The 20,248-nt window shown below is 64.1% G+C and carries 20 protein-coding genes; 5 read left to right on the top strand and 15 right to left on the bottom strand.

Annotated features, from left to right (window positions below; all coding sequences use genetic code 11):
* The first annotated feature begins 132 nt into the window (after positions 1–132).
* Positions 133–1,371, top strand: a complete 1,239-nt coding sequence (locus tag HFX_RS03520; RefSeq protein ID WP_014732170.1) for an MFS transporter — start codon at positions 133–135, stop codon at positions 1,369–1,371.
* Between the two features lie 120 nt (positions 1,372–1,491).
* On the opposite strand, the gene HFX_RS03515 is transcribed toward HFX_RS03520, so the two are convergent.
* Positions 1,492–3,198, bottom strand: coding sequence for a radical SAM protein (locus HFX_RS03515; protein ID WP_004057502.1), 1,707 nt, complete (start codon positions 3,196–3,198; stop codon positions 1,492–1,494).
* A 157-nt stretch (positions 3,199–3,355) separates the two neighbouring features.
* On the opposite strand from HFX_RS03515, the gene HFX_RS19975 reads away from it, so the two are divergent.
* Positions 3,356–3,514, top strand: a complete 159-nt coding sequence (locus HFX_RS19975; RefSeq protein WP_004057503.1) for a DUF7559 family protein — start codon at positions 3,356–3,358, stop codon at positions 3,512–3,514.
* Positions 3,511–4,011, top strand: a complete 501-nt coding sequence (locus tag HFX_RS03510) for an Hsp20/alpha crystallin family protein (RefSeq protein ID WP_004057504.1) — start codon at positions 3,511–3,513, stop codon at positions 4,009–4,011. Before HFX_RS19975 ends, HFX_RS03510 begins: the two co-directional genes overlap by 4 nt.
* A gap of 12 nt (positions 4,012–4,023) precedes the next feature.
* Here HFX_RS03510 and HFX_RS03505 read toward each other — a convergent pair whose 3' ends face one another.
* Complete coding sequence (locus HFX_RS03505) at positions 4,024–5,232, bottom strand: NAD(P)/FAD-dependent oxidoreductase (RefSeq protein WP_004057505.1); 1,209 nt, start codon at positions 5,230–5,232, stop codon at positions 4,024–4,026.
* A 420-nt stretch (positions 5,233–5,652) separates the two neighbouring features.
* Positions 5,653–6,435, bottom strand: a complete 783-nt coding sequence (locus HFX_RS03500; RefSeq protein ID WP_004057506.1) for a DUF7388 family protein — start codon at positions 6,433–6,435, stop codon at positions 5,653–5,655.
* 392 nt (positions 6,436–6,827) lie between these two features.
* Between HFX_RS03500 and HFX_RS03495 the strand changes: the two genes are divergently transcribed.
* The gene (locus HFX_RS03495; protein WP_004057507.1) at positions 6,828–7,358 is read left to right on the top strand and encodes a DoxX family protein; all 531 of its coding nucleotides are present in this window, start codon (positions 6,828–6,830) and stop codon (positions 7,356–7,358) included.
* A 162-nt stretch (positions 7,359–7,520) separates the two neighbouring features.
* On the opposite strand, the gene HFX_RS03490 is transcribed toward HFX_RS03495, so the two are convergent.
* The 4 genes from HFX_RS03490 to HFX_RS03475 form a co-directional block, all read right to left on the bottom strand.
* Positions 7,521–8,117 carry an NUDIX hydrolase gene (locus HFX_RS03490; protein WP_004057508.1) on the bottom strand — a complete coding sequence of 199 codons (597 nt, stop codon included), beginning with the start codon at positions 8,115–8,117 and terminating at the stop codon, positions 7,521–7,523.
* Between the two features lie 29 nt (positions 8,118–8,146).
* Positions 8,147–8,659 carry a DUF7109 family protein gene (locus HFX_RS03485; protein WP_004057509.1) on the bottom strand — a complete coding sequence of 171 codons (513 nt, stop codon included), beginning with the start codon at positions 8,657–8,659 and terminating at the stop codon, positions 8,147–8,149.
* A gap of 42 nt (positions 8,660–8,701) precedes the next feature.
* Entirely contained in the window at positions 8,702–9,808 is a 1,107-nt protein-coding gene (locus HFX_RS03480; protein WP_004057510.1) for a glycosyltransferase family protein, read from the bottom strand.
* Positions 9,809–9,953: 145 nt separating this feature from the next.
* Complete coding sequence (locus HFX_RS03475; protein WP_004057511.1) at positions 9,954–11,114, bottom strand: MFS transporter; 1,161 nt, start codon at positions 11,112–11,114, stop codon at positions 9,954–9,956.
* Positions 11,115–11,249: 135 nt separating this feature from the next.
* Between HFX_RS03475 and HFX_RS19970 the strand changes: the two genes are divergently transcribed.
* Complete coding sequence (locus tag HFX_RS19970) at positions 11,250–11,420, top strand: HVO_0758 family zinc finger protein (RefSeq protein WP_014732167.1); 171 nt, start codon at positions 11,250–11,252, stop codon at positions 11,418–11,420.
* Between the two features lie 68 nt (positions 11,421–11,488).
* On the opposite strand, the gene HFX_RS03470 is transcribed toward HFX_RS19970, so the two are convergent.
* The 8 genes from HFX_RS03470 to HFX_RS03435 all read right to left on the bottom strand — a co-directional run bounded on the left by HFX_RS03470 (position 11,489) and on the right by HFX_RS03435 (position 20,197).
* On the bottom strand, positions 11,489–12,580 hold the full coding sequence (locus HFX_RS03470; RefSeq protein ID WP_004057512.1) for an aldo/keto reductase: 1,092 nt from the start codon (positions 12,578–12,580) through the stop codon (positions 11,489–11,491).
* A gap of 83 nt (positions 12,581–12,663) precedes the next feature.
* Positions 12,664–13,848: a DHH family phosphoesterase gene (locus HFX_RS03465; RefSeq protein ID WP_004057513.1), complete on the bottom strand. Its 1,185-nt coding sequence runs from the start codon at positions 13,846–13,848 to the stop codon at positions 12,664–12,666.
* 181 nt (positions 13,849–14,029) lie between these two features.
* On the bottom strand, positions 14,030–14,926 hold the full coding sequence (locus HFX_RS03460; RefSeq protein ID WP_004057514.1) for an SDR family oxidoreductase: 897 nt from the start codon (positions 14,924–14,926) through the stop codon (positions 14,030–14,032).
* The gene (locus HFX_RS03455; RefSeq protein ID WP_004057515.1) at positions 14,923–15,342 is read right to left on the bottom strand and encodes a DUF5791 family protein; all 420 of its coding nucleotides are present in this window, start codon (positions 15,340–15,342) and stop codon (positions 14,923–14,925) included. The genes HFX_RS03460 and HFX_RS03455 overlap by 4 nt, the downstream gene beginning before the upstream one ends.
* Positions 15,343–15,443: 101 nt before the next feature.
* Positions 15,444–18,488, bottom strand: a complete 3,045-nt coding sequence (locus tag HFX_RS03450; RefSeq protein WP_004057516.1) for a DUF7286 family protein — start codon at positions 18,486–18,488, stop codon at positions 15,444–15,446.
* Entirely contained in the window at positions 18,485–19,360 is an 876-nt protein-coding gene (locus HFX_RS03445; RefSeq protein ID WP_004057517.1) for a DUF7284 family protein, read from the bottom strand. The genes HFX_RS03450 and HFX_RS03445 overlap by 4 nt, the downstream gene beginning before the upstream one ends.
* Positions 19,357–19,749 (bottom strand): DUF7285 family protein, encoded by a 393-nt coding sequence (locus HFX_RS03440; protein ID WP_004057518.1) that lies wholly within the window; start codon positions 19,747–19,749, stop codon positions 19,357–19,359. The genes HFX_RS03445 and HFX_RS03440 overlap by 4 nt, the downstream gene beginning before the upstream one ends.
* A complete protein-coding gene (locus tag HFX_RS03435) occupies positions 19,727–20,197 on the bottom strand; it encodes a DUF7283 family protein (protein ID WP_004057519.1) in 471 nt (156 codons plus the stop codon). The genes HFX_RS03440 and HFX_RS03435 overlap by 23 nt, the downstream gene beginning before the upstream one ends.
* Positions 20,198–20,248 lie beyond the last annotated feature (51 nt).

The raw sequence follows: 20,248 nt of genomic DNA, 5'->3' as shown, positions 1-20,248 counted from the left end.
CGAAATCGACGCGTCTGCATTTCGTCGATTTCTCCGTTTCTGTCCGAGCGATAGAGCGACTAATGCACCACCATATTTACAAAAATACATTACTGGAAACAATCATTTTATCCCCCTTCGAAGTTGCCGTTGATGGCAACAGCACGGTCAGTAATCTGGCGATATTACGCCTATCGGATAACTGGGGCAACCGGCTTTTACCTCCCCGTCAGCATTCTCTATCTCCGCCACCAGGGGTTTGGCTTGGCATTTATCGGCGTGGCACAGGCGGCGTTTCTCTTCGGGATGGTTATCGCGGAGATTCCGTCGGGGTATCTCGGTGACAGAATCGGTCGGCGGGCGAGTCTCGCGGTCGGTAACACGCTTCGCGCTTCGGCCATGGTCGGACTCGTCCTTGCCTCCTCGCCAGTCGCCTACCTCGTCGTGAAAGTCGTCTGGGCGTTCGGCTGGGCGTTCAGGTCGGGAACGCAAAACGCGTGGCTTTACGAACTCCTCAAGCAGTATTTCGACGAGTCGGAGTACGCCCGCATCGAGGGACGCGGCAAGATGGGATTGTTGATAACGTCCGCGGCGACCGCAATCGCGGGCGGGTATCTCTACAGCATCGACGCCGCGCTTCCCTTCGTGGTCAACGCCGCACTCGCCGCGCTCGGTATCCCGATTCTGTACACGCTTCCGGCTGTCGGCGACGGGTCAGCTGATTCGGACGACCCCGGCGGCTCGAACGACTCCGTCTTCACCGTCCGCGAGGCAGTCCATATGCTTCGCGTCCAAGCGAAACGACCGGCGGTTCGATGGCTCGTCGCCTACGCCGCGCTGTTCAACGGCCTCTTCGGGATGACCCGAACGTTCGAACAACCCGCGCTCGACAGCCTCGGTGTCTCGGTCGTCGGGTTGGGCGTGCTGTACGCCGGGTTCAAACTGGTCTCGGCCGGTGCCGCCTCGACCGTCGGCGTGCTCGAAGAGAAACTCGGTATCCGCAGAACGTTCGCACTTCTTGGCCCTCTCTTCGGCGTCGTCTACGCGAGCATTGCGCTCACCCCACTGTTTTTGGTACCGATGCTCTTCCTCTATCGGAGCACCCGCGTCGTTATCGCTCCGCTCCGCAATCAGTACCTCAACGACCGACTCGGCGATGTCGGACGGGCGACTGTCCTCTCGGGTGCGTCGATGGTCCTCTCGACGGCGAGTGGACTCGCCAACCTCGCCGGCGGGGCAATTGCAGACTCACTCGGCCCGGTGACGTTCCTTCCGTGGGCGGGGCTTACCGTCGCCGGCGCGGCGGGAGTCCTCTGGGTCGCAACCTCGCCAGTTCGGTCTTCCGACGACTCCACTCGGACTGACCCCACCGGGGCCGTCAGCACAGACTGACTCGGCACTCGACGCGGAACAGACCACACGTGCAAGTGAACGACCACGACCCACCACAGTTTCGAGTGAATGGGAGAGCACGCTTGCAAGTGAAGAGGAGAGAAAGAGACGTTCTGTCGCTTACTGAACGTACTTCGAGAGGTCTGCATCGACGTCGACGCTTCCCATATCCCCGACGTCTCCATACGGTCGATTCACCACGATGTCGCCCGCGGTGGACCGTCCGATACCGGGGATAGCTGTGAGTTCGTCCATCGAGGCCTCGTTGAAGTCGAGCGGGAAGGGGACGCCCGTAACCGACCGGTAGCCGTGGTCGACGACGGCCACGTCGATGTTCTTTCCAAGGTCTCGTTCACCCGGAATTCCGACCAAAAGCGGGTACGTCCCGAGTTGGCGGCCGAACGTCCGGCCGTCTTGGTGGTACTCCAGATGGACGTTCGGGAGAACCGTCCCCGGCGGGGCGACCCGTCGGAGCATCGGCCGGTCGATTTCCTCGCGGACTTCCTGTTTGTACGTCTTGAACAGTTGCTTGTGGTCGCGGGCGATGTCAGCGCCGGTGTCGGACATGTCCGTCCCGTCGAAGGCCATGACCTGCCGGATGTTGATGCGGCGGACCATCAGCCCCTCGTCGTAGACGCGCTGGAGGAATCGCTTGTTGTGCTCGAAGGTTTCCTCGCGTTCGCCCTTCAGGCCGTGCAGGAGATTGATTCCGGGAAGGAGTTTCGGCAAGCGGTTTGCGGCGTCGGGACCGTGTGTCGGTGCGTCGGCCGGGTCGTCGCCGGGTCGCCACCCGGCAACCTCGTTGACGATTTTGACCGCCTCGAAACACTCGTCGGCGGAGACGTTGAGGTTGTTCTCCTCTTGCACCACGGGGTCGGCCGATTCGAGACCGAACGCCGCGGTGTCGCCCGCCGTGTTGTGCTCGGCGATGATACTGAGGGCTTCGCGGGATTTCTCGGGCCACCCGACGATGGTGATGGGATTGACGTTGTCGAGGTGGAGCGTCCCGAGGTCCGGTGCGACCTCTCGAATCCCGCCGTAGAGACGGCGAAGCGCGTCCGGGTTCGGGGCTTCGCCATCGCCACCGAACGCGAGAATATCGGCCTGTCGGCCGAGACGGAAATGTCGCGCACCGCGGTTGTAGAGGTTCTCTACCTCCTTGACGACGGAGTCGGCGGTTCGGAACGCGGGATTTCCGTACAGCGGTTCGGTACAGAACGAACACCGGTAGGCACACCCGCGGGAGGTCTCCATCTCACAGATGAGGTACTCCGGATGGTTGGGGTGCTGTTCGACGACGAACGCGCCCTTTGCGGCCCAGCGGTCGAGTTCCTCGTTGTCGCGCATCCGGTTGCCGAAGCCTTCGAGTCCGGAGTCGATGAGGTCGTAGGTGGCCGCCTCGATGTCGCCTTTGGCGACGAAGTCGTAGTCGAGGTCCTTGCGCTCCATGTCCTGTCCGCCGGCGTTTTCGTCGCCGACGCCGAAGCGAATCGGGCCACCCATGAGCGCCGTGCCCTCGGCGACCCACGCGAGTTCGCGGACTTCGTCGGGTTCGGCGGGCGTGCCGCCCACGTACTTGCCGGGAACGGTCATGCCGCCGATGTAAATCATGAGGTCGGCGTCAGCCACGTCGCGCCACTTCTGTCGGTCCTCGCGGAGTTCGTCGATGGTGTGGTAGACGACGTTGGACTCTGGGACGCCCGCGTCGACCACCGCACCCGCGGTGAATCTGGGATACGTCGAGATATACGGCGGCACGCCGAAGTGCGCCGGTTCGTCGACGTATCCGTCGACGATAGTCACGGTGAGGTCGGCGGGGTCGGTCATCGGTCGCGGTTCGCGTTCGACGCTGAAAACGCAACCGGTCGAGCGGCGCTGTCTCCGTGCGCCCAGAGAGACCGTATGGAGGGAATAGACGCCCGGAGACGGTCCACGAGGTTCCGACTCCCGCGCGTTTATGAGCGTGGGAACGCAACGGATGGACATGCCCGCGACCCTCGAAGTCAAGTGCACCAACGAGGACTGCGAGCTCGATATGTTCGAGCTGCATTACACCTACGACATGCCCGACGACGTGACGGTGGCGGACTTCTCCTGTCCGTACTGCGGCGAACAACGGTTTTTAGAGGAGATTGAACTATGAGTGACCTCCGTAAATTCGGCGAGTCAGCCGCCAACGCCGTCCTCGAACGGGTCGGCCGCGGCGTCAGCCAGATGCAAGAGTACAAGCCGCTCGCGTACGACCTCCTCGAATCCGAGGACGCCTACCTCGTCGTCTTCGATGCACCCGGTGCCCGCGCCGAAGACGTACAAGTCCGCTTCCTCGACGGCGAAGTCGAAATCCGCATCGACCGCTTCCGCGACTTCCACGAGGGCTTCGAGATGCGCTTCCCCGGTCGCGGTCTCACTCTCTCCGGTAGCGCTGCACTCCCCTCCGATGCGGCGGTCGAAGCCGCAGAGGGAACCGCGACGGTCAACAAAAACGGTACGCTCGAAATTCGGATTCCAAAGGACGGGCGGGCGAGCGACATCGCCGTCACGGAACAAGCAGACGAAGAAGAGACGAGAGACGAAGAAGAGACGACGCCCGACGAAGCGTCGGAAGACGGTTTCGGCGACGTAGACGGCCGAGACGCCTGAAGTTCGCTTATTTTAGCATCCGTCGTCGCTGCCGTCGTTGTCGTCGTTGTCGTCGTTGTCGCCATCGCCGACATCACTGTCGCCATCGTCGCCCTCGCCGTCGAGTGTCATCCCCTCGACCACCGTAAACGACTCGTCGCCGTCGAATCGACTCGGGTCGAACGCTTTCGGAATCGACCCACGTCCGTCTCCGAGCACCGCTTCCGCGAGGGATTCGCCCATCGCTGGTGCCCACATGAACCCGTGGCCGTGCCAGCCGGTGGCGACGTAGACACCATCCACAACCTCGCCGACGAGCGGGTTGTTGTCCGGCGTCGAGCCACAGAGACCGGCCCACGCTCGCCCGAGTTCCGGGTCGAGTTTGGTCCGGTGGCGAGCGGTATCGAGTGCGTCCTCGATGAACCAGTCGTCCGCCGCCGGGTCCCAGTCGTCCGAGTCCGCTTCGACCGCCTCGACGCCGTCACCAGCGAGGACGCCAGCGGGATGCGGTCGGAGATACGACCCGTCGGTCGCGTCGTAGACGATAGGACCGCGGTAGTCGCACTCGCCGACGAGCGCCTGTGCCCGGTATGGTTTGAGCGCGATTAGGTAGCCAGCGTCGGCAAGGAGACAGCGCGAATCGATACCCGCCGCGACCACGACGGCGTCGAACCGGGCGGATAGCTCGTCGGTGACGACAACAGTCGGCGGCTCGGCGCGGACCGCTACTTCGTCGCCGACGCGGAACTCGACGCCGGCGCGCTCGCATTTTTCTACGAACAGGTCCACGTAGGCCACCGGGTCGGCCCACCCGGCGTTCTCGGCGACGCCCGCGAGTGCAATGTCGTCAGTGCGGATGGGAAATCGCTCGCCCAACTCGGCGGTGTCGACCAGTGAAACGTCCCGGTCGTGGACCCGCATTCGTTCGACCGACTCCGTGAGCGCGGTTGCCGCCGACTCGTCGCCCTCGCGGGCGAGAAACACGTAGGGCGTCTCGTGAAAGACGAACTCGCCGTCGCCCGAGAGCGACCTGAATCGGTCCATCGCGCGGTCGGCGACCGACACGTCGATGTCCTCGGCGTAGGCGTCGTAGCAGATGCCCGCAGCGCGGTCCGTCATCCCGGAACCCGGCTCGTCACGCTCGAACAGCGTAACCTGCGCGCCACGGCTGGCAAGGTCGTACGCGGTCGTCAGACCGACCGCGCCCGCACCGACGACGGCAACTCGCTCGGGACTGCCCATACCCGCTGCTAGTCGGCGAAGGACTTGAAAGGCGAGCAAATCAGAGCATTGTCGACCGTTTCTGTTCAGAGGCCGCCCTGTGTTGCAGTCAATGCGGCGGTGTACGTACCAGACGCTCTTCGGTTGTGTGGTCGTACTGCCTCTCCAGTTGTGTGGTTGTGCTATCGAGAAGCGCGATTGCAGCCGCTCACGAGTATTAGAGAGACAGGGTAGGTTGACCAGCAGTAACCCACGTGGAAACCACGGGGTCGAAAGGAGCCGTCCAACCGTGCTGTCCTCTTATCGTCTCTGTCGTCGCTACAAAACACCTCCGGTCCTCGAATCTCGTCCCTTCAGTCCTCGAATCCGGCTGTCGTCGCCGCTCTCGGGAGCGAGCACGGTGCGAACAGAAAAAGCGAAGCGGGTGAGAGAGCGTCGCAGTTACTCGACGAACTCGTCCACGCCGCGGGCGGGGTAGCCGACTACGAGGTCGATACCGACCTCGCGGAGGTCGTCCACGCGGCGGCGAACGTCCGCGACCGACCCGATGAGGGCGTAGTCGCGGGCGGCCTTCAAGAGCACCTCGCGGGCGCGACCCTCGGCGGACGAATCGGTGGGTGCGTCGTCAGGGAGCGCGCGAGCGACGGGTCGCCGCCGGGAGACGTACGCGCCGACAGCGTCGAGAATCTCGTCTTCGTCGTCGGTCAGGACGGTTGGCGCGTAGAGGGCGACTTCGCCATCGTACCCAGCCGACCTGAGTGCGCGAACGTCTCTGCGGGTCGACCGCGAGAGCAGTTCGTACTGCGTGCCGCCCGCTGCGAGGGCGATTCGCTCGATTCCCTCAGTGCCGACCCACGCATCGGGGGCGCGCTCTCGCGCGGCGCGGAGCCGAGGAGCAACCGCACGGCGTTTCTCGTCGTCGGTCAGATAGGCGGCGTGCCCCGCTACCAACACCTGCCGAATTCCGGCCGGGAGCCGGTCGTACAGCGAGTCGTCGCCGAGCGGGTCGAACCCGTCGGCTCTGACTGGCGTGGTCAGTCTGATTTCTTTCTCCGCCGCGAGCGCAGCAAGGACGCTCTCATCGGGCAGTCGCTCCCGACCCTCGTAGTCGATAGCGACAATGTCCAAGGGGACCTCCAGCGCCCGGCGCACGTCGCACTCGGCGGGTTTGAGTGCCACGGCGTCTAAGCCGGCGTTCGAGACCGCACGCTCGGCGGTCAGCATGCTATCACCACAAAAATTTCAGTACCGTCGCGGAACGCGATCCATCGTCTGTGCGACCATGTGAAAGCGGATAGCGTGGATGGAGGCAAAACCCTGTCGGTGACGGCGACGCTGGCGCACCTCGGAGGGACTTATATACCCTGTCGGTGACGAGGTCGGAAGCAATCGTTAGCGGTGTGATAGGACCTCAGAATCGCTCTATCTCGGGAATCGAAGCTTGAACCACCGGAATTTTCAAAACTACTCAATTACAGAATTAGAGTAATATTCGAAAATTGCGCGTGAAGCCCTCAGTAGACTGGTTTCGGTCGTTCCCAGTTCCATAGATTCGAAAATCACGCACCCGTTATATGCGGTCTCCGGGCGACGTTTCAATTGTAAGGTGAATCACGATGACCGCAACCGGACAAATCAAAATGCTGGGGAACCGCATGGACTTCGACTACTCGCAGGGCGCAACGGGCTACGTGCTCGTGCTCACTCGTCTCATCACGGGGTACTGGTTTCTCCACGCGGGGTGGGGAAAGCTAACCGGACCTGAGGCGTTCGACGCCGGCGGGTGGCTCATCAACGCAACCGGTGGCTCGCCAATCCACGGGTTCCTCCTGTGGGCAGGCCAGACCCCGTGGATGCTGGAGTTCACCAACTTCATGATTCCGGCCGGTGAGTTCCTCATCGGTCTCGGACTCCTCGTCGGGGCGCTCACCCGTCTTGCTGCCTTCTTCGGCGGCCTCCTGATGGTGTTCTTCTACCTCGGAAACGCCGACTGGGGACACGGACTGGTCAACGGCGACCTCTTCGGCCTCATGATGTTCGTCATCGTGGGCACCCTCGCCGCGGGTCGTATCTACGGTCTCGACGCCATCATCGAAAAGACGGAGTTCGTCCGGCAGCACCCCGCGCTGAAGTACCTCCTCGGCTGAGGCGGTTCGGAAGCGGTCAGAAGGGGTTGTCGGGGCACGACGCTGTTTTTTGAGTACGACAACACGAGAGCGCCAGCAGTGCGATGCGACGCTTCGAGACGACAGTCTGAGCGTTGCTCAGTGTCGGCTACGTGTGTGATACAAAATCGTCTTCTACCCGTTCTACACGGGGTAATCCGCGTCGGGGTCAACCACACGGTCCACCTCGGACGGGACTTCCCAGTCGGTGGTGAGTTCGAGTAGTTGGACGAGCATGCGTCCAGTCGCACCCCAGACGGTGTAGCCGTCGACGTGGAAAAAGTGGAGTCGAATATCGCCGTACTTCGGGTGGTCGCGGCGTTCCGACTCGTAGTTCGAGCGGTCGGTCAGGTCGTCGACCGACAGGACCGCAATCTCAGCCACTTCCCGATAGTCGGGTTCGTATTCGCGGTCGGGGATGGTGGCTACGAACGGAGTGACGGCGTAGTCCGTCACGGTGAGGATATCGTCTATTCGCCCGTGGAACGTCGCTTCCTCGGGCCGCAGTCCGATTTCTTCGTTGGACTCTCGCAGGGCCGTCGCTTGCAAACCCGTGTCGCTCGGTTCGCGCCCGCCGCCGGGAAAACTCATCTGCCCGGGATGCTCACCGAGGTGGTCGGCCCGCTTCGTAAAGAGGATGTGCGGCCGACCGGCGCGGAACACGACCGGAGCGATAACGGCCGCTCGACGCCCTGCATCGACGGTTACCGACTCATGTCGAGAGACACCCGCGAGGTCCATCGTCACGACTTGTAAAGGGATGCCGAGACTTAGGCCTGCCCCTCTTCAGCCAGTGCCACGTCGAGTCGTTCTCGGATGGACTCGACATCCGTGTTCGCCCACGCTTCGAGGTCGTAGGTCACATCGAGCAGCCGTGCGATTTCGTCAGTGTCCTCCGACTGGACTGCCTTCGCGGCCGCCTTGCGGAGACGGGATTCGACCTGTGCAGCCAGTTCGTCCCGTGGGACTTCGCGCATCGGGTAGTCGAGAATATGCGGGAGGTCTTCCGCCCGCGGCGGGAGCGTCGGGAACGCCAGCGGTCCGACCGTTAGTAATTCGGAGTCCGTATCGGGAGCGATATCGCCCCCCTCTTCTGTCGTCTCGTAGGAGACGAGGTAGTACGCGTCTATCGCGTCCGAAATCGCGCCCGTGAGGGCGCTCGTATCCGTCTCGCTTCCCTGCTTGAATGCAAGTTCGTCCAGTGCGGTTTCGAGTTCCTCGCGGGTGAGCGCGCCGAAGAGGTCGACGACGCCCGCGAGGTCGTCGTAAGTGGATTCGCTCATTGGTTCACCTCTACGGTGTTCATTGGTTCACCTCTACGGTGTTCATTGGTTCGTCTCCTCGCGTATCTCTTCGAGGTCGGCGCGGGCGGCCGCAAATACATCGTCCGGCGATAGCGACGTGTCTTCCCACGCCGGGAGCCTCGTGTCTTCGTCGGGTGCTGAAATCGCCTGTGCGTACGTCTCGACCTGTTCGCGTTCGTTGTTTCGGTCGTACTCGAAGCCGTTGAACGCCGCGTCGGCGGCGTACTGTTCGACGAGTCGGTTCCCGGCTTCGCGGTAGCGGTCGGCGAGGGTTTCGAAGTCGACGCTGCCGCCGTTCTCGACGACGGTTCGAAGGAGCGTCCGCCCGACCGATTCACTCATGTCGGAGAGCCCAGTCGGGCCGCTGACCGACCGGTGGTCGTGTTCGTACTCGCCGAGGTCGACCTGCGCGCTCCGGTCGAAGCCGGCGTGTTCGAAGGCGTCGCCGAGCGTGCCGACTTCGAGTCCCCACTTCCGCGGCGACCGAATCTTCATCGCGAGGTCGGCGGTCATCGCGAACTCGCCGGCGAGCGCGTACCGGAAGGAGTCGAGGTAGCGGACGATAGGCACGTCCGTCTCGTCTCCGAGTGTGCGAACGAGCGGGGCATAGAACAGCCTGAACAGTCGTCCGTACAGTTTCCCGTCTTCGACGCGGGCGTAGTAGCCCTTCGAGAAGTCGTGGCCGTGGGCGAGCGGGAAGAGCAGTCGCGGGACGTAGCGCTCGTCGTAGGTCTTCGTGTCCGCGTCGTGGACGACGACGTAGTCCTCGCGGGCGGCACAGCCGAGAGCTAACCACACGTCGCGACCCTTTCCGCGCTCGCCGTTGATGCCATGTGCTTCGAGCAGTTCGGCGACACGAGGACCGTCGCACCAGATTACGTCGAGCGGCAGGTCGAACTCGTCTAGCCAGTCCGCGAAGGGACCGACGCGGTCTGCAGGTGCGCGGAGGGGAACGACGACCCGTGCCGGCGAGAGCGACGCAAGCGTCGAGAGGACGCGGTCGGCGGCGAGACCGGCGTACTCCCGTTCGGTCATGGGAACGACCACGGCGGCACGGTCGGTCGGGGCGTCGGGGACCGTGCCGGAGAGGTCGTGGAGCGTCGTGACCCGCTCTTGTACGTACTCCATCGTGTCGGTGGTAGAACTGGGTGAGCAAAAGTGCGGCGAGAGTGGAGTAGCAAAAGTGCGGCGAGAGTGGAGTAGCAAAAGTGCGGCGAGGGTCGACTCGGTCGCCGAAGTCCACATTTTGGGCCCGGGTGCGTCGCGGCAGGTGTCAGTTCGGAATCCGTCCGGTGCGCTGGAGAACGACCAGTCCGGTGACGACGGCGGCGAGACCGAGCGCGAACCCGATAAACACCTCGTCGAACGAGTAGCCGATGTCGGTCAGATAGCCGACTGCTCCCGACCCGCTCGCCTGGAAGACCATCATTCCGAACGAGTAGACGGAGTAGGCGCTTCCGCGACTCTCGTCGGGGAGCGTGTCGAGGAGGTAGGCGTCGAGCGCCGGAAAGAGACTGTGGATGACGTAGCCGACGATGGCCGTAACGACGACGAGGGCGATAAGTCCGGTCGTCTGCGTGAGGACGAAGACGGATAGTACAAAGGAGACGAGAACGCCGAGGATGTACGGCACTCGCGGGAGTTTGTCGGCGAGGCGGCCCGAGAAGAAAAAGGCCGGGACGCCCGCGCCGAAGACGACGGTGAGCATGTTCCGCGCCGTCGCCGCCGGAAGCCCCTTCGTCTCCATGTAGAGTTCGTAGAAGTTGAACAGGCCCTGCCAGACGAATCCGGTGAACCCGAGAATGACGACGCCGGTGAGGATGACGCGCCACTCCTTGCGGACGGCACCGAGGAGGTCCCGGTCCGCGTCACCGGCGTCCGGGAGGTCAGCCGAACGAGCCGTTACGTAGAGCGCGACCGTCGCAACAGCGGCGGCGATGCCGACGCAGACGAAGACAAGTTGCCACGACGCGGAGATGAATCCGAGTCGCTCCGTCACGTCGGGACCGACCGCGAGCACGAGGGTGACGAAGGGAGCAACGCTGACGGCAGCGAGTTGGCTGGCGGTGCCGTGGATACCCATCGCGCGGCCGACGCGTTCGGGGTAGAGTTCGCTCACGAGCGGGTTTGCGGCGACGAAGTACGCACCCGAAGCGAGTCCCATCGAGACGGCACCGACCATCAGCATCTCGATGGAGTTCGCGCTGGCAGTAACCGCCGAAGCGACGACGAGCACGACACCGGTACCGAGGACGACCCGATGCCGCGGGACGCGGGTGAGAAGCCACCCCGTCGGGACGCGAAGGCTGGCGCTGCCGAGCCAAACGAGAGTCGCAACGAAGCCGACCGTGGCACGGTTTACGTCGAAAAACGCGATGAACTCTCCGAGGAGGGGCGCGAAGACGACCCGCGCCAGATTGACGAGCAACACCATTCCGCAGAGAGTCCCAAAGAGGCGGCCACGTGACACGCTCGAAAGCGCGCACCGCGGGATGACAACCCTTTCGAACCGGGTTTTCGTTGCCGGGTCGGCGGCGGCTTTTTATGTTCGTTACGCAAACGATACAGTATGAAGACAACTCGGAAGGGGCTTCGTGACGGGGAGTTGGAAAAGGACACGTACGAGCGGTTGACATGTTCCGAATGCGGAAAATCACTGAAAAAGAAAAACGACCCCGCTGAAGTGTTCTCCGTCCGTACCTGCCCCGACTGCGAGCGCGAGTGGAAAGAACTCAGGTAGGCGCAGAGAAGACAGCTAGGAGAAAGAAGACAGTTAGGCGCGAGAGGGAGGCATCTCGCGACCAGCACTCACTCGAATACGGAGTCGAACACCCGCGCACCAAGCGGGTCGAACGTCCCGGCGGCAATATTCTCTGCGACGTGTTCTGGCGACGACGCACCGACGAGCGCCGCCGTTACGCCGGGTGCGCTCCGTGAGAAATTGAGTGCGCGCTGTGCCGGTGTGTCGCCGGAAAGCGCCGAATCGACTGACTCCGGAATCCCATCTGCGAGTTCGCCTTGCGCGATGCTCGCGCTCGTGAACACGTGCAGGTCGTGTTCGTGAGCGTACCAGAGCGCGCTCGTCAACTCGCCCGATTCCGTCTCGTGAGCGTCGACGGTGAAGGCGTCCGCCATCACGACGTTAAACGGGAGTTGGATGGCTTCGAGTCCCGATTCGTCGTTGCCGACGGTCTCTGCCGCGCGTTCTGCCCGCCGGACGACTTCGGGAAGCGAGAGGTACGAATCGTGCTCGGGGGGGACCCGAAACGCCTCCCACGTGGCGACGCCGTAGCGGCCGATATCCTCGGCGGCGACGCGCCGTTCGAGCACCTCGAAGGCCGCCTCGATACGGTCGTACACCGTCTCGCGGTCGGCGATAGCTAACTGCGTTTCTGGGTTGTGGAGGTAGTAGCAGTCGATATGCTCCAATCCGGTCAGGTCGAGCGAGCGGTCGACCATCTCGTCGATGAACTGTGGGGCGATAGTATGACTGCCGTGGGCGAGTTCGTCCGGTTCGGCGAGTCCCGCATCGAGGACGGTCTCACGAATGTACTGTCCGGGGTCGTCGGGACGGGTCCGGTCGAAGGGAACGAACCCGGCTTTCGAGGCAATCGCGATAGCGTCGCGGTCAATCTCGGCCTCGCGGACCGCGTCGCCGACGACGCGCTCTGACCGCCCGTATCGGTAGTTCGATGCGGTGTCGATGAAGTTGATTCCGTTTTCGAGCGCGAGGACGAGCGATTCGCGGTAGCGGTCGTCAACCTCGTCCGTCGGGTCGCCGAGATACGTTCCGATGCCGATACTGGAGACGACGCCGGGTCCGAAACGTCGAAAGAACGTGCGGCCGAAACTGTCGCCGAACCGGTCACGGTAGGCCCACGTGCCCCGTCCTGTAGCCATGGGCGACCCTACGACTGCTGGCTGTTAAGGCCCACCGGTCGATGACGGGAGACGGAGAGAAACCGGTCGCGCTGAATTCACCCTCAAATATCGCCCGAGAGTGACTCGAAGACGCGCTCGACGAGTTCGTCTCGGGCGATTCCGTTGCCGTTTCCACCGTCGGCGACGACTTCGGGGCGGATGATTTGTCCGCCGCCCATCCGGGCGTGGCCACCGGCGCTCGACCCGCGGTAGTCCTCCAACGCGGCTTCGAGGGTCCGACCCATGTGGACGCGGTCGTCGCGGGACCGACCCGAGAGATAGACGTTTCCTTCGCGTTCGCCGCAGACGACTGCGGCGGTGACGCCTTCGAGTTGAATGAGTTCGTCTGCCGCCTGCGGAATGGCGTCGACGTTCGAGAGCGTGCCGATGTCGGCGACTGCGAACGGGCCGCGAACGTCCCGGCCGGCGATGGCGCGAGCCTTCGCTTCGAGCACCTCTCGGGAGACTTCGGGGTTGGCGATGCGGTCGAGGTGGTCTTCGTTGACACCGGGGAAGAGATAGCCCGCAGCGTCGAAGTCTGCCGACGAACACCCGGCAGTCAGGTGCTTTGTGTCCGTGAGAATTCCGTAGACGAGTCCCGTCACAACCTGCGAGGGGACGGTGTACGTCGAGTTTACCTCGCTTGCGTGCATGTCCGGCGGAACGGGCTTCGCGCCAACGTCTCGGAAGTACTCCGCGATGATGCTCGAACACGCGCCATAGTCAGTTCGTACGTCGGTAAACGCCTCGCCCGTCCCCTCCCCGGGATGATGGTCGACGACGGCATACGGGAGGATACCTTCGGCACCGGCGAACCCCCGCGCCGTGTTGTGGTCGACCAGAATGACCGCCTCGGCGGCGAGGTCGCTCACGTGGTCGATTGGGTCTAAATCAAGTTCGAGAACGGTCCGAAACGCGCGGTTTTCCTGGTGTCGAATCTGGCCGGCAAATTGAATCGTTGGTGTTGTCCCCACCTGTTCGGCGAGACAAGCGACCCCGATTGCGGCGGCCATCGCGTCGGGGTCCGGATTCGGATGCATGAGAACTGCGACTTCGTCTACGTCTTCGAGTGCCTCGGCGAAGCGCTCCCCCCTCGTCCGCTTAAATCGAACGGCGGCATAGAGGGCGAGCGCGATGACACCCAGACCGACGACGACTGCCGCCGCAACCTCCGGGTGCGTACTGACGAACGAGCCGAGAGACTCGAAGAGTGCACCCGAATCGAACTGTCCCACCGGACCAAACATACACCAAACGACCGGGGCCTATGGTATGAATATTCCCCCTAATTGGTTGTTCTCGGCTGACAGACCGTGAATCCGTGAACCTATCGAACGGTAAGAACGCTCATACTGCCGACTGTAAGTCCGTGAAGAATTTCGGCACCTCGGGGTACCGAATATTTTGAACCAGTTACAGCCGACAGTATCAGGAGTGGGTTGCCCGATAGGCGTCGATTGCCGCACGATAACCTGCTCGATACGTTGGGTAGCTGAACTCATAACCGAGCGTACAGAGGTACTCGTTCGAGCAGCGCTTACTCGTCAGGATGCGACGCCGAACCACCTCCGAGAGGTCGTCCGCGGCGAGTCGCTCTTCATTCGTGCGCTTTTCCGGCCGCGGGACGCCACACTCGTCGGCGAGCCAATCGGCGAACTCGTGTTTCGAGACCGGTTCGTCGTCGACGACGAGAACTGTCTCGTCGCGGGCGCGGTCGGTTTCGAGGAGGTACTTGATGGCTCCCGCGGCGTCGTCGCGGTGAACCATGTTGAGGTAGCCCTCGGTGACCGGCCCGTTCAGATAGCGTTCGAGTCGGTATCGGTCCGGGCCGTAGAGTCCGGCAAAGCGGGCGACCGTTCCTTCGATTCCCTGTGCTCCCGCGTACTCGCGGGCGATGCGCTCCGCCTCGGCCAACACGCGCGTCTTGTCGGTTGTCGGGTCGAGTGGCGTCGATTCATCGACGAACGCCCCGTCGTGGTTGCCGTAGACGCCCGTACTCGACGTGTAGACGAGCCGCTCCGGCGACGACCTGCGACCGGCGAAGTGGTCGATAGCCGTCCGGAGTCCGTCGACGTAGATGGTTCGGGCGGCGTCAGCCCCACGGCCGCCAGAGCTTGCGGCGAAGACGAGGTGGTCCACGTCAGGGACCGCGGCAAGGCTCTCGGCGTCGGTGACGTCGGCGCGGACTGCCTCGGCTCCGGTGTCAGAAACGGCGTCAAGACCGGCGTCGGACCGGCGGACTCCCCAGACATCGTGGCCGTCGGAAACGAGTTGTCGGGCGAGTTCGAGACCGACGTAGCCACAGCCGAGGATGGCGACCCTCATCGCTCGTTTCGGACGGCGATGACGTGGTGGATGGCGGCCAGTTCATCGAGCGTGGCCGCGGTACGCCCTTCGATAGCCTGTTGAATCTCCTGTCCCGAGCGGTCGATATCGACTTCGGAGGCGAGCGTATCCACATCGAGGATGCCGCTCGTCATACCCATGAGGAGGTGGTCGCGGAACTCCCACACGATGGCGTCGGCATCCGGGTAGTCATCGGTGAGCGCAAGGATGGATGCGGCCTGTTCGAGCGTCAACTCCAACACGCCGTTCGAGAGGAGGTCTTCAGAAACACCGGCGGCGTCCGCGGCAGCGTCCGCACCCGCGGTGGCGACCGCATCACGGATTTTGTCCTCGTAGGCGACCCGAAGCTCGTCGAGCGACACGGCCCCGGGTTGGGCTACGGCGTCGTGCAACATACATCACGTTTTGCGCATCGAAGCGGCAAAACGGTTGTTACTCGGCACGAAACGTGCCGGAGAACCGTGAGGTGTGTCCACCGACTGCAGTCGAAACTGCGTTACACCTCACGGCAGTCGGCGGGAACAGTACAGCCCGGTCCGCCTTTCCAGCCGTCAGAGCGCTCGTCGGCGTTTCCGTCCACGTCGCCGACACCGACACCGGACGCTGGCACGGCAACGACGATAGCTGTCTCCACCTCGAAGGAGACTCGCTCGCCGTGACCAACCGTTTCAGCCGTTCCGTTACCGTTCCAATCGAGGGCGACAGTCGACCCGTCGCGGGCGTAGGTCAGCGATTCAGTGTCGCCGCGGGCGTGGACGCGGAACTGGCCGAACTCGCCCGAGACGGCAACGTCCCAGACGTTGACTGTCGCGTACCAGTAGCCGGGAACCGAGGCGACCGGCATACCAGCGGGAACACGCTTGAACGAGCGATTGAAGCGCGATTTGAGCGTCTTGTTTACGCGGTTCGTGACGGCGTTTTCGGTCGCCCTCATCGCCGCATCCGTGGTTGTCGTCGCGACTGCTTCCTGTCGGACTGTCCGGGTCGTCTCGACCGTCCGGTTCGTAAGTCGCTGCGGGACCGTCGAACGACTGTTCTTGCGGGCGGACTTGAAGGCCGCTTCGAGACGCAGTTCGAGGATGTCTGCTTCGACCGTGCCTGTGCCCGCGACTTCGGTTGCGATGAGCCGCGCGGCGGTCCCGTTGGTGATAGCGAGAGCCTTGTTCGCGGGGTTGTCCCATCTGCCGAAGACGGTCTCAATGGTGGACTGTCGTTCTGCCAGTGAGTAGTTCGTGTGCTCTGCGAGGACCCCATGTGCAGCCTGCTGGGCGGGTCTAGTCGCTCGAATGACGGCGGTTTCGAGTCTATCGCGGCGGTTTTCGAGAGACTCATTCGTTCCGTTCGAGGCTGCAAGTGTGTCATCCGCGGCGAGGAGTGCGTGGGCCGCGGTTCGAAGCGAAACACGACGCTGAGCGCCGAAAATCGGTTCGAGGACGGTGTCGGTGGCGTCGCCGTAGGGGAGCGTGAACAGGTTGGTGTTACGGGCGACAAGCGGGTGGTACGTTCCATCCCGAGCGACAGTCGGCACGGCCGACCCGGAGAGGCCGCTGAGCGAGAGATACATCGGGTCCGCATCGGGAACGAACCTGACGCCTGTTTGGTTCGTCGTTCGGTTCGTGCGCTTCGACCCGAGGACAGACCGGGCAGTTCGCTCGGCGGACACCGCCGTTGAGAGTGAGCCGACGTCCGCATTCTGCGCCGCGTCGCTGGCGGCACCCGTGGCGGCAGCGGTCTGGTTCGCGCGGCGGTCGAGTTCGGCCAGCACGCGGTCGAGGTAGGCGGCGCGAACTGCGATGCGCGCCCGGTCGGAAACACCGTCGTAGGCAGCGGGACCGTCGATCAGGGCGCGTCGGTCGGCTCGGAGACTGGCGGCGAGTTCCGCTGCGAGGTTCATCTCGCCCGCGGCGAGCGCTCGCGCGGAAACGGTCTCGCTTCGGTTCCGAACGCGCTGGTGGAGGTCGACGAGATCCGAGCGAACCCACGCGCCGAACTTCGGGGCCTGAGGTGCGACAGTCGTCTCAGACGAGGGTACATCGCCCGCGGCAACATCGCGTGCGAGTCCGTCGAATCCGCCGTGCGTCGAAACCACGTCTTCTGCATCAGTCACGGCGGCGGCGAAGTTTTCTCCGTCGAGCACGCCGCCAGTCGAAGTCGCGGGGTCGATGGGGCGCGCCGGACCGGGAACCGAGTGCGGGTCGATGACGACCGCGAGGTCGACGCGGGTTTTCGTTTTCGTCTGTTCTTGTGTCTGAATCGTCTCATTCCCGTGACTCCACGTTCGGACGGTCGTCTCGCGGGTCGTCACCACACGCGAACCGGTATCGACAACGACGGTATCGGGGGAGAGCGCAGGCGTGCGCGTCGGCACCGCTGTAACAGACACGTCCGAATCCGTCGTCTCTTCGACCAGTTCCCATTCTGTTCCGAGGTCTATCGGTGCGGTGTCGATATCTTCGATGACTCGCACGTCGGACTTGACAGACACAGTTGCGCTGTGTGCGTCCGTAACCACGCCGTCGAACGAAGGACCATCACCGCGGCCGTCGAGCAGCGAGACGAGCGCGCGGTCGGCCGCCGGGCCGACCGATGCGTTAATCGTTCGGTTCGACGGGACTGTCTTCGGGGGCGTGTCTGCCTCCTTGTTCGGGGCGGGAAGCGCATTCGCAAGCTCGGGTGCGGCGGGGATACCCGTCTGGGAAAGCAGGCTCTGGGCACCAGCTTGGACGGCTGCTCGGCCCATCGCACCTCTGGCATCGGCGTCGGTGGTTCCGAACGTCTGTTGTTCGGTGAGGAGGACGCCGGCGTTCGTCGCCAACGCGGCGTGGTCGTTCGAGACGACGTTCTCGATAGGCGCGCCCGCGTACTGACTCCACCCACGCGTCCATGCGGCGGCCCAGAGCGCGGTCGTGACCGTCGCATCCAACGTTCCACCGTTCGTCGCGCCTGCGGTGAGTCGGTGTTCGAACGTCTCGGTTCGGTCGTGGAGCGCGAGGACGGGCGTCCGAACGCCGACGGTCGTCGTAATCAATTCGTCGGCGACCCGGTTGCCGCCGCGCTGCACGTCGACGGAGATGTTCTCGACGGTTGCGACGAGAACCGTCCCGTTCTCGCGGGAGTCGATAGAAACCCGTTCGAGCGCCGCGCGAAGACTGGATTCGTTCGTCGGCCGGGGGAACGAAACCGAGGCGTTGACGCCACTGCGCTGCACCGAGACGGCCCGAAGTCGCTCGGATGCGGCGAGCGCAATTCGGAGTCGAAGGTAGTCGCGGAACGTCTGGTTTTCCGAAAGCACTCGGCCGACTGTCGTGTTCGCCGGTGTCGTGACCGGATTCGCGGCGGCTTCGCGTGCCGCGTCTCCGACGGCCGCGCGGACTGCGGCGTCGGCTTGCGCGGTTGCGCGGTCGACCGCCTCGTCGACGCGGCGGTCTGCGACGGGGTCGTGAGTAGAGAGCGCGCCGGAGAACGTCGCGCTCCCGACGAGCAGGAGCACGCCGAGCAAGGCGAAGGGCACGCGGCCGCGTTCGTCGTCTGCGAGCCTCATAGCGACCACGTCCTGACGACGATGGTGACGCGACCGACTGAGACGGCCTCGGCGGCGTCTCGGGGTGTGTCGTACCGTGAACGCATCTCGTCTGCGAGACGTGGGGCGAGGACGGCCGCAAGGTCGGCGTTCGCAGTGCGAGTCTCTTCTCGGGCAACTTCGGGTTCGACGGAGGCGTTCAACAGAACGCCGGCCCGTTCGTAGCGGTGGGTCATCAGCGTCGAGACGGGTTCGTCGCCGCGGAGTGCGAGTCGAGCGAGTTCGGGCGGGAACAATCCAGCGACCGTGCGGTTTGCGACAACCCGGGCAACAGCATCGAAACCGTCGTCGCTGGCGGCGACCGCATCTTCGCGCGCCGCGGGGAATCCACTCGGCACGTCGAGCGTCGCGGAGTGAACCGTCGCCGAAGACGGCGCGTTGGGTCCGAGACTGTCGGTTGCCTGAACCGGTGCGCCGGGGAACGGCGTCCAAAGCACCGCGACGTTGACGCCGCGGGCGGGGAGTTCAGATTCGACCCGGCGTCCGACCTTGCTGCGGAAATCGTCGCGGGCGTGCGTGAGACGAACACCGTCGACCGTGACTGCGCCGAGCGTCGAGCGGGCGAGCAGCCCCGAGAGACTTCCGTGGGCGGTTCGGTCGAGTTCGCGGGCGTCCACGCCCTTCGGAGATTCGAGAAGTGACGGGCCGGCATCCCGGACGCCGGGTTCGAGGTCGTACTGGACCGTTGCCGTGCTGGTCGCTAGCGACGATGCGATTCCGTCGGCGTCGACGGCGTTCCCGCCGGTCACGCCGGTATCGGCGGTGACGACGATACCGATGCTCGCGCTCACGAGGAGGAGACAGAGCGTCACGTCGAAGGCGACATCCGTCATTGCCACACCTCCACGCGAAGCGTTCCGAAGCCGACGCGGCCCGGTTCGATGCGGACGCTAACCCGGGTTGACTCGCTGTCGGCACCTGCTGGCGCGTCGGGACCGACGACCCGCCGTTCGTCGTCAACCGCGACGACGATGCGGCAGGAGTACCCATCCGGACACGCGGCGGGCGCAGACGAAATCCGCGACAAGTTGACCGTCCCAGTGTCGTCTGCAAGCGTCGATTCGACGTTTTCCAGCGTTGCGGGCGCGAGGTCACGGTCCGCAGTCGGCAGCGAGCGGTCGAGAACCGTCGCATACCCCGAGAGTGCCGCGCAGACGACGAAGAGCGCGGTGAGGGCGGCGACCGGCGAGGTCTGTGCTCTATGCTGCGACGACGGTAACATCCGTACCCTCCCAAGAGACGTGGCGAACGACGAGCGATTCGGCGGCCGAGCGCCACGTCGCGTTGCGCTGACGGGCGGCAGCTGCGGCGGCGGCGAACGAAGCGGGCGAGTCGAAGACTGCATTCGGGTTCGCACCCATGGCGACGGACCCAAGCCGCGAGTCGGGCGTTGCGGGCGTGATTGGCCCGAACGCGAACGTCGCGTGGGCGGCACCGCCCTCGTTTCTGAGGCCGATGCGCTTCGAACCGAGGCGAACGGCATCGGCGGTCAGCGGGTGTTCGGCCGTGGTGTCGAACTCGGAAACGGCGACGCCATCGACGGTGTCGGCGACGCTGGACGCGTCAGGTGCGGGCGTGGTCGGAAGTCCGGCGACCGTGCCGAGAAGCACGGTCGCGGCCACCGAAAGCGCGGTCCACGTGTACAGGGTATCGAGCGGTGCGTCGAGCATAGCCCGGGGTGGTCCCGTCCGGGTATATAAACTTCAGCACGAGTGGGACGG

The sequence above is a fragment of the Haloferax mediterranei ATCC 33500 genome, assembly GCF_000306765.2.
Taxonomy (GTDB): Archaea; Halobacteriota; Halobacteria; order Halobacteriales; family Haloferacaceae; genus Haloferax; species Haloferax mediterranei.
Note: the sequence above shows the minus strand (reverse complement) of the source record. Positions and strands in the feature narration are given on the sequence as shown.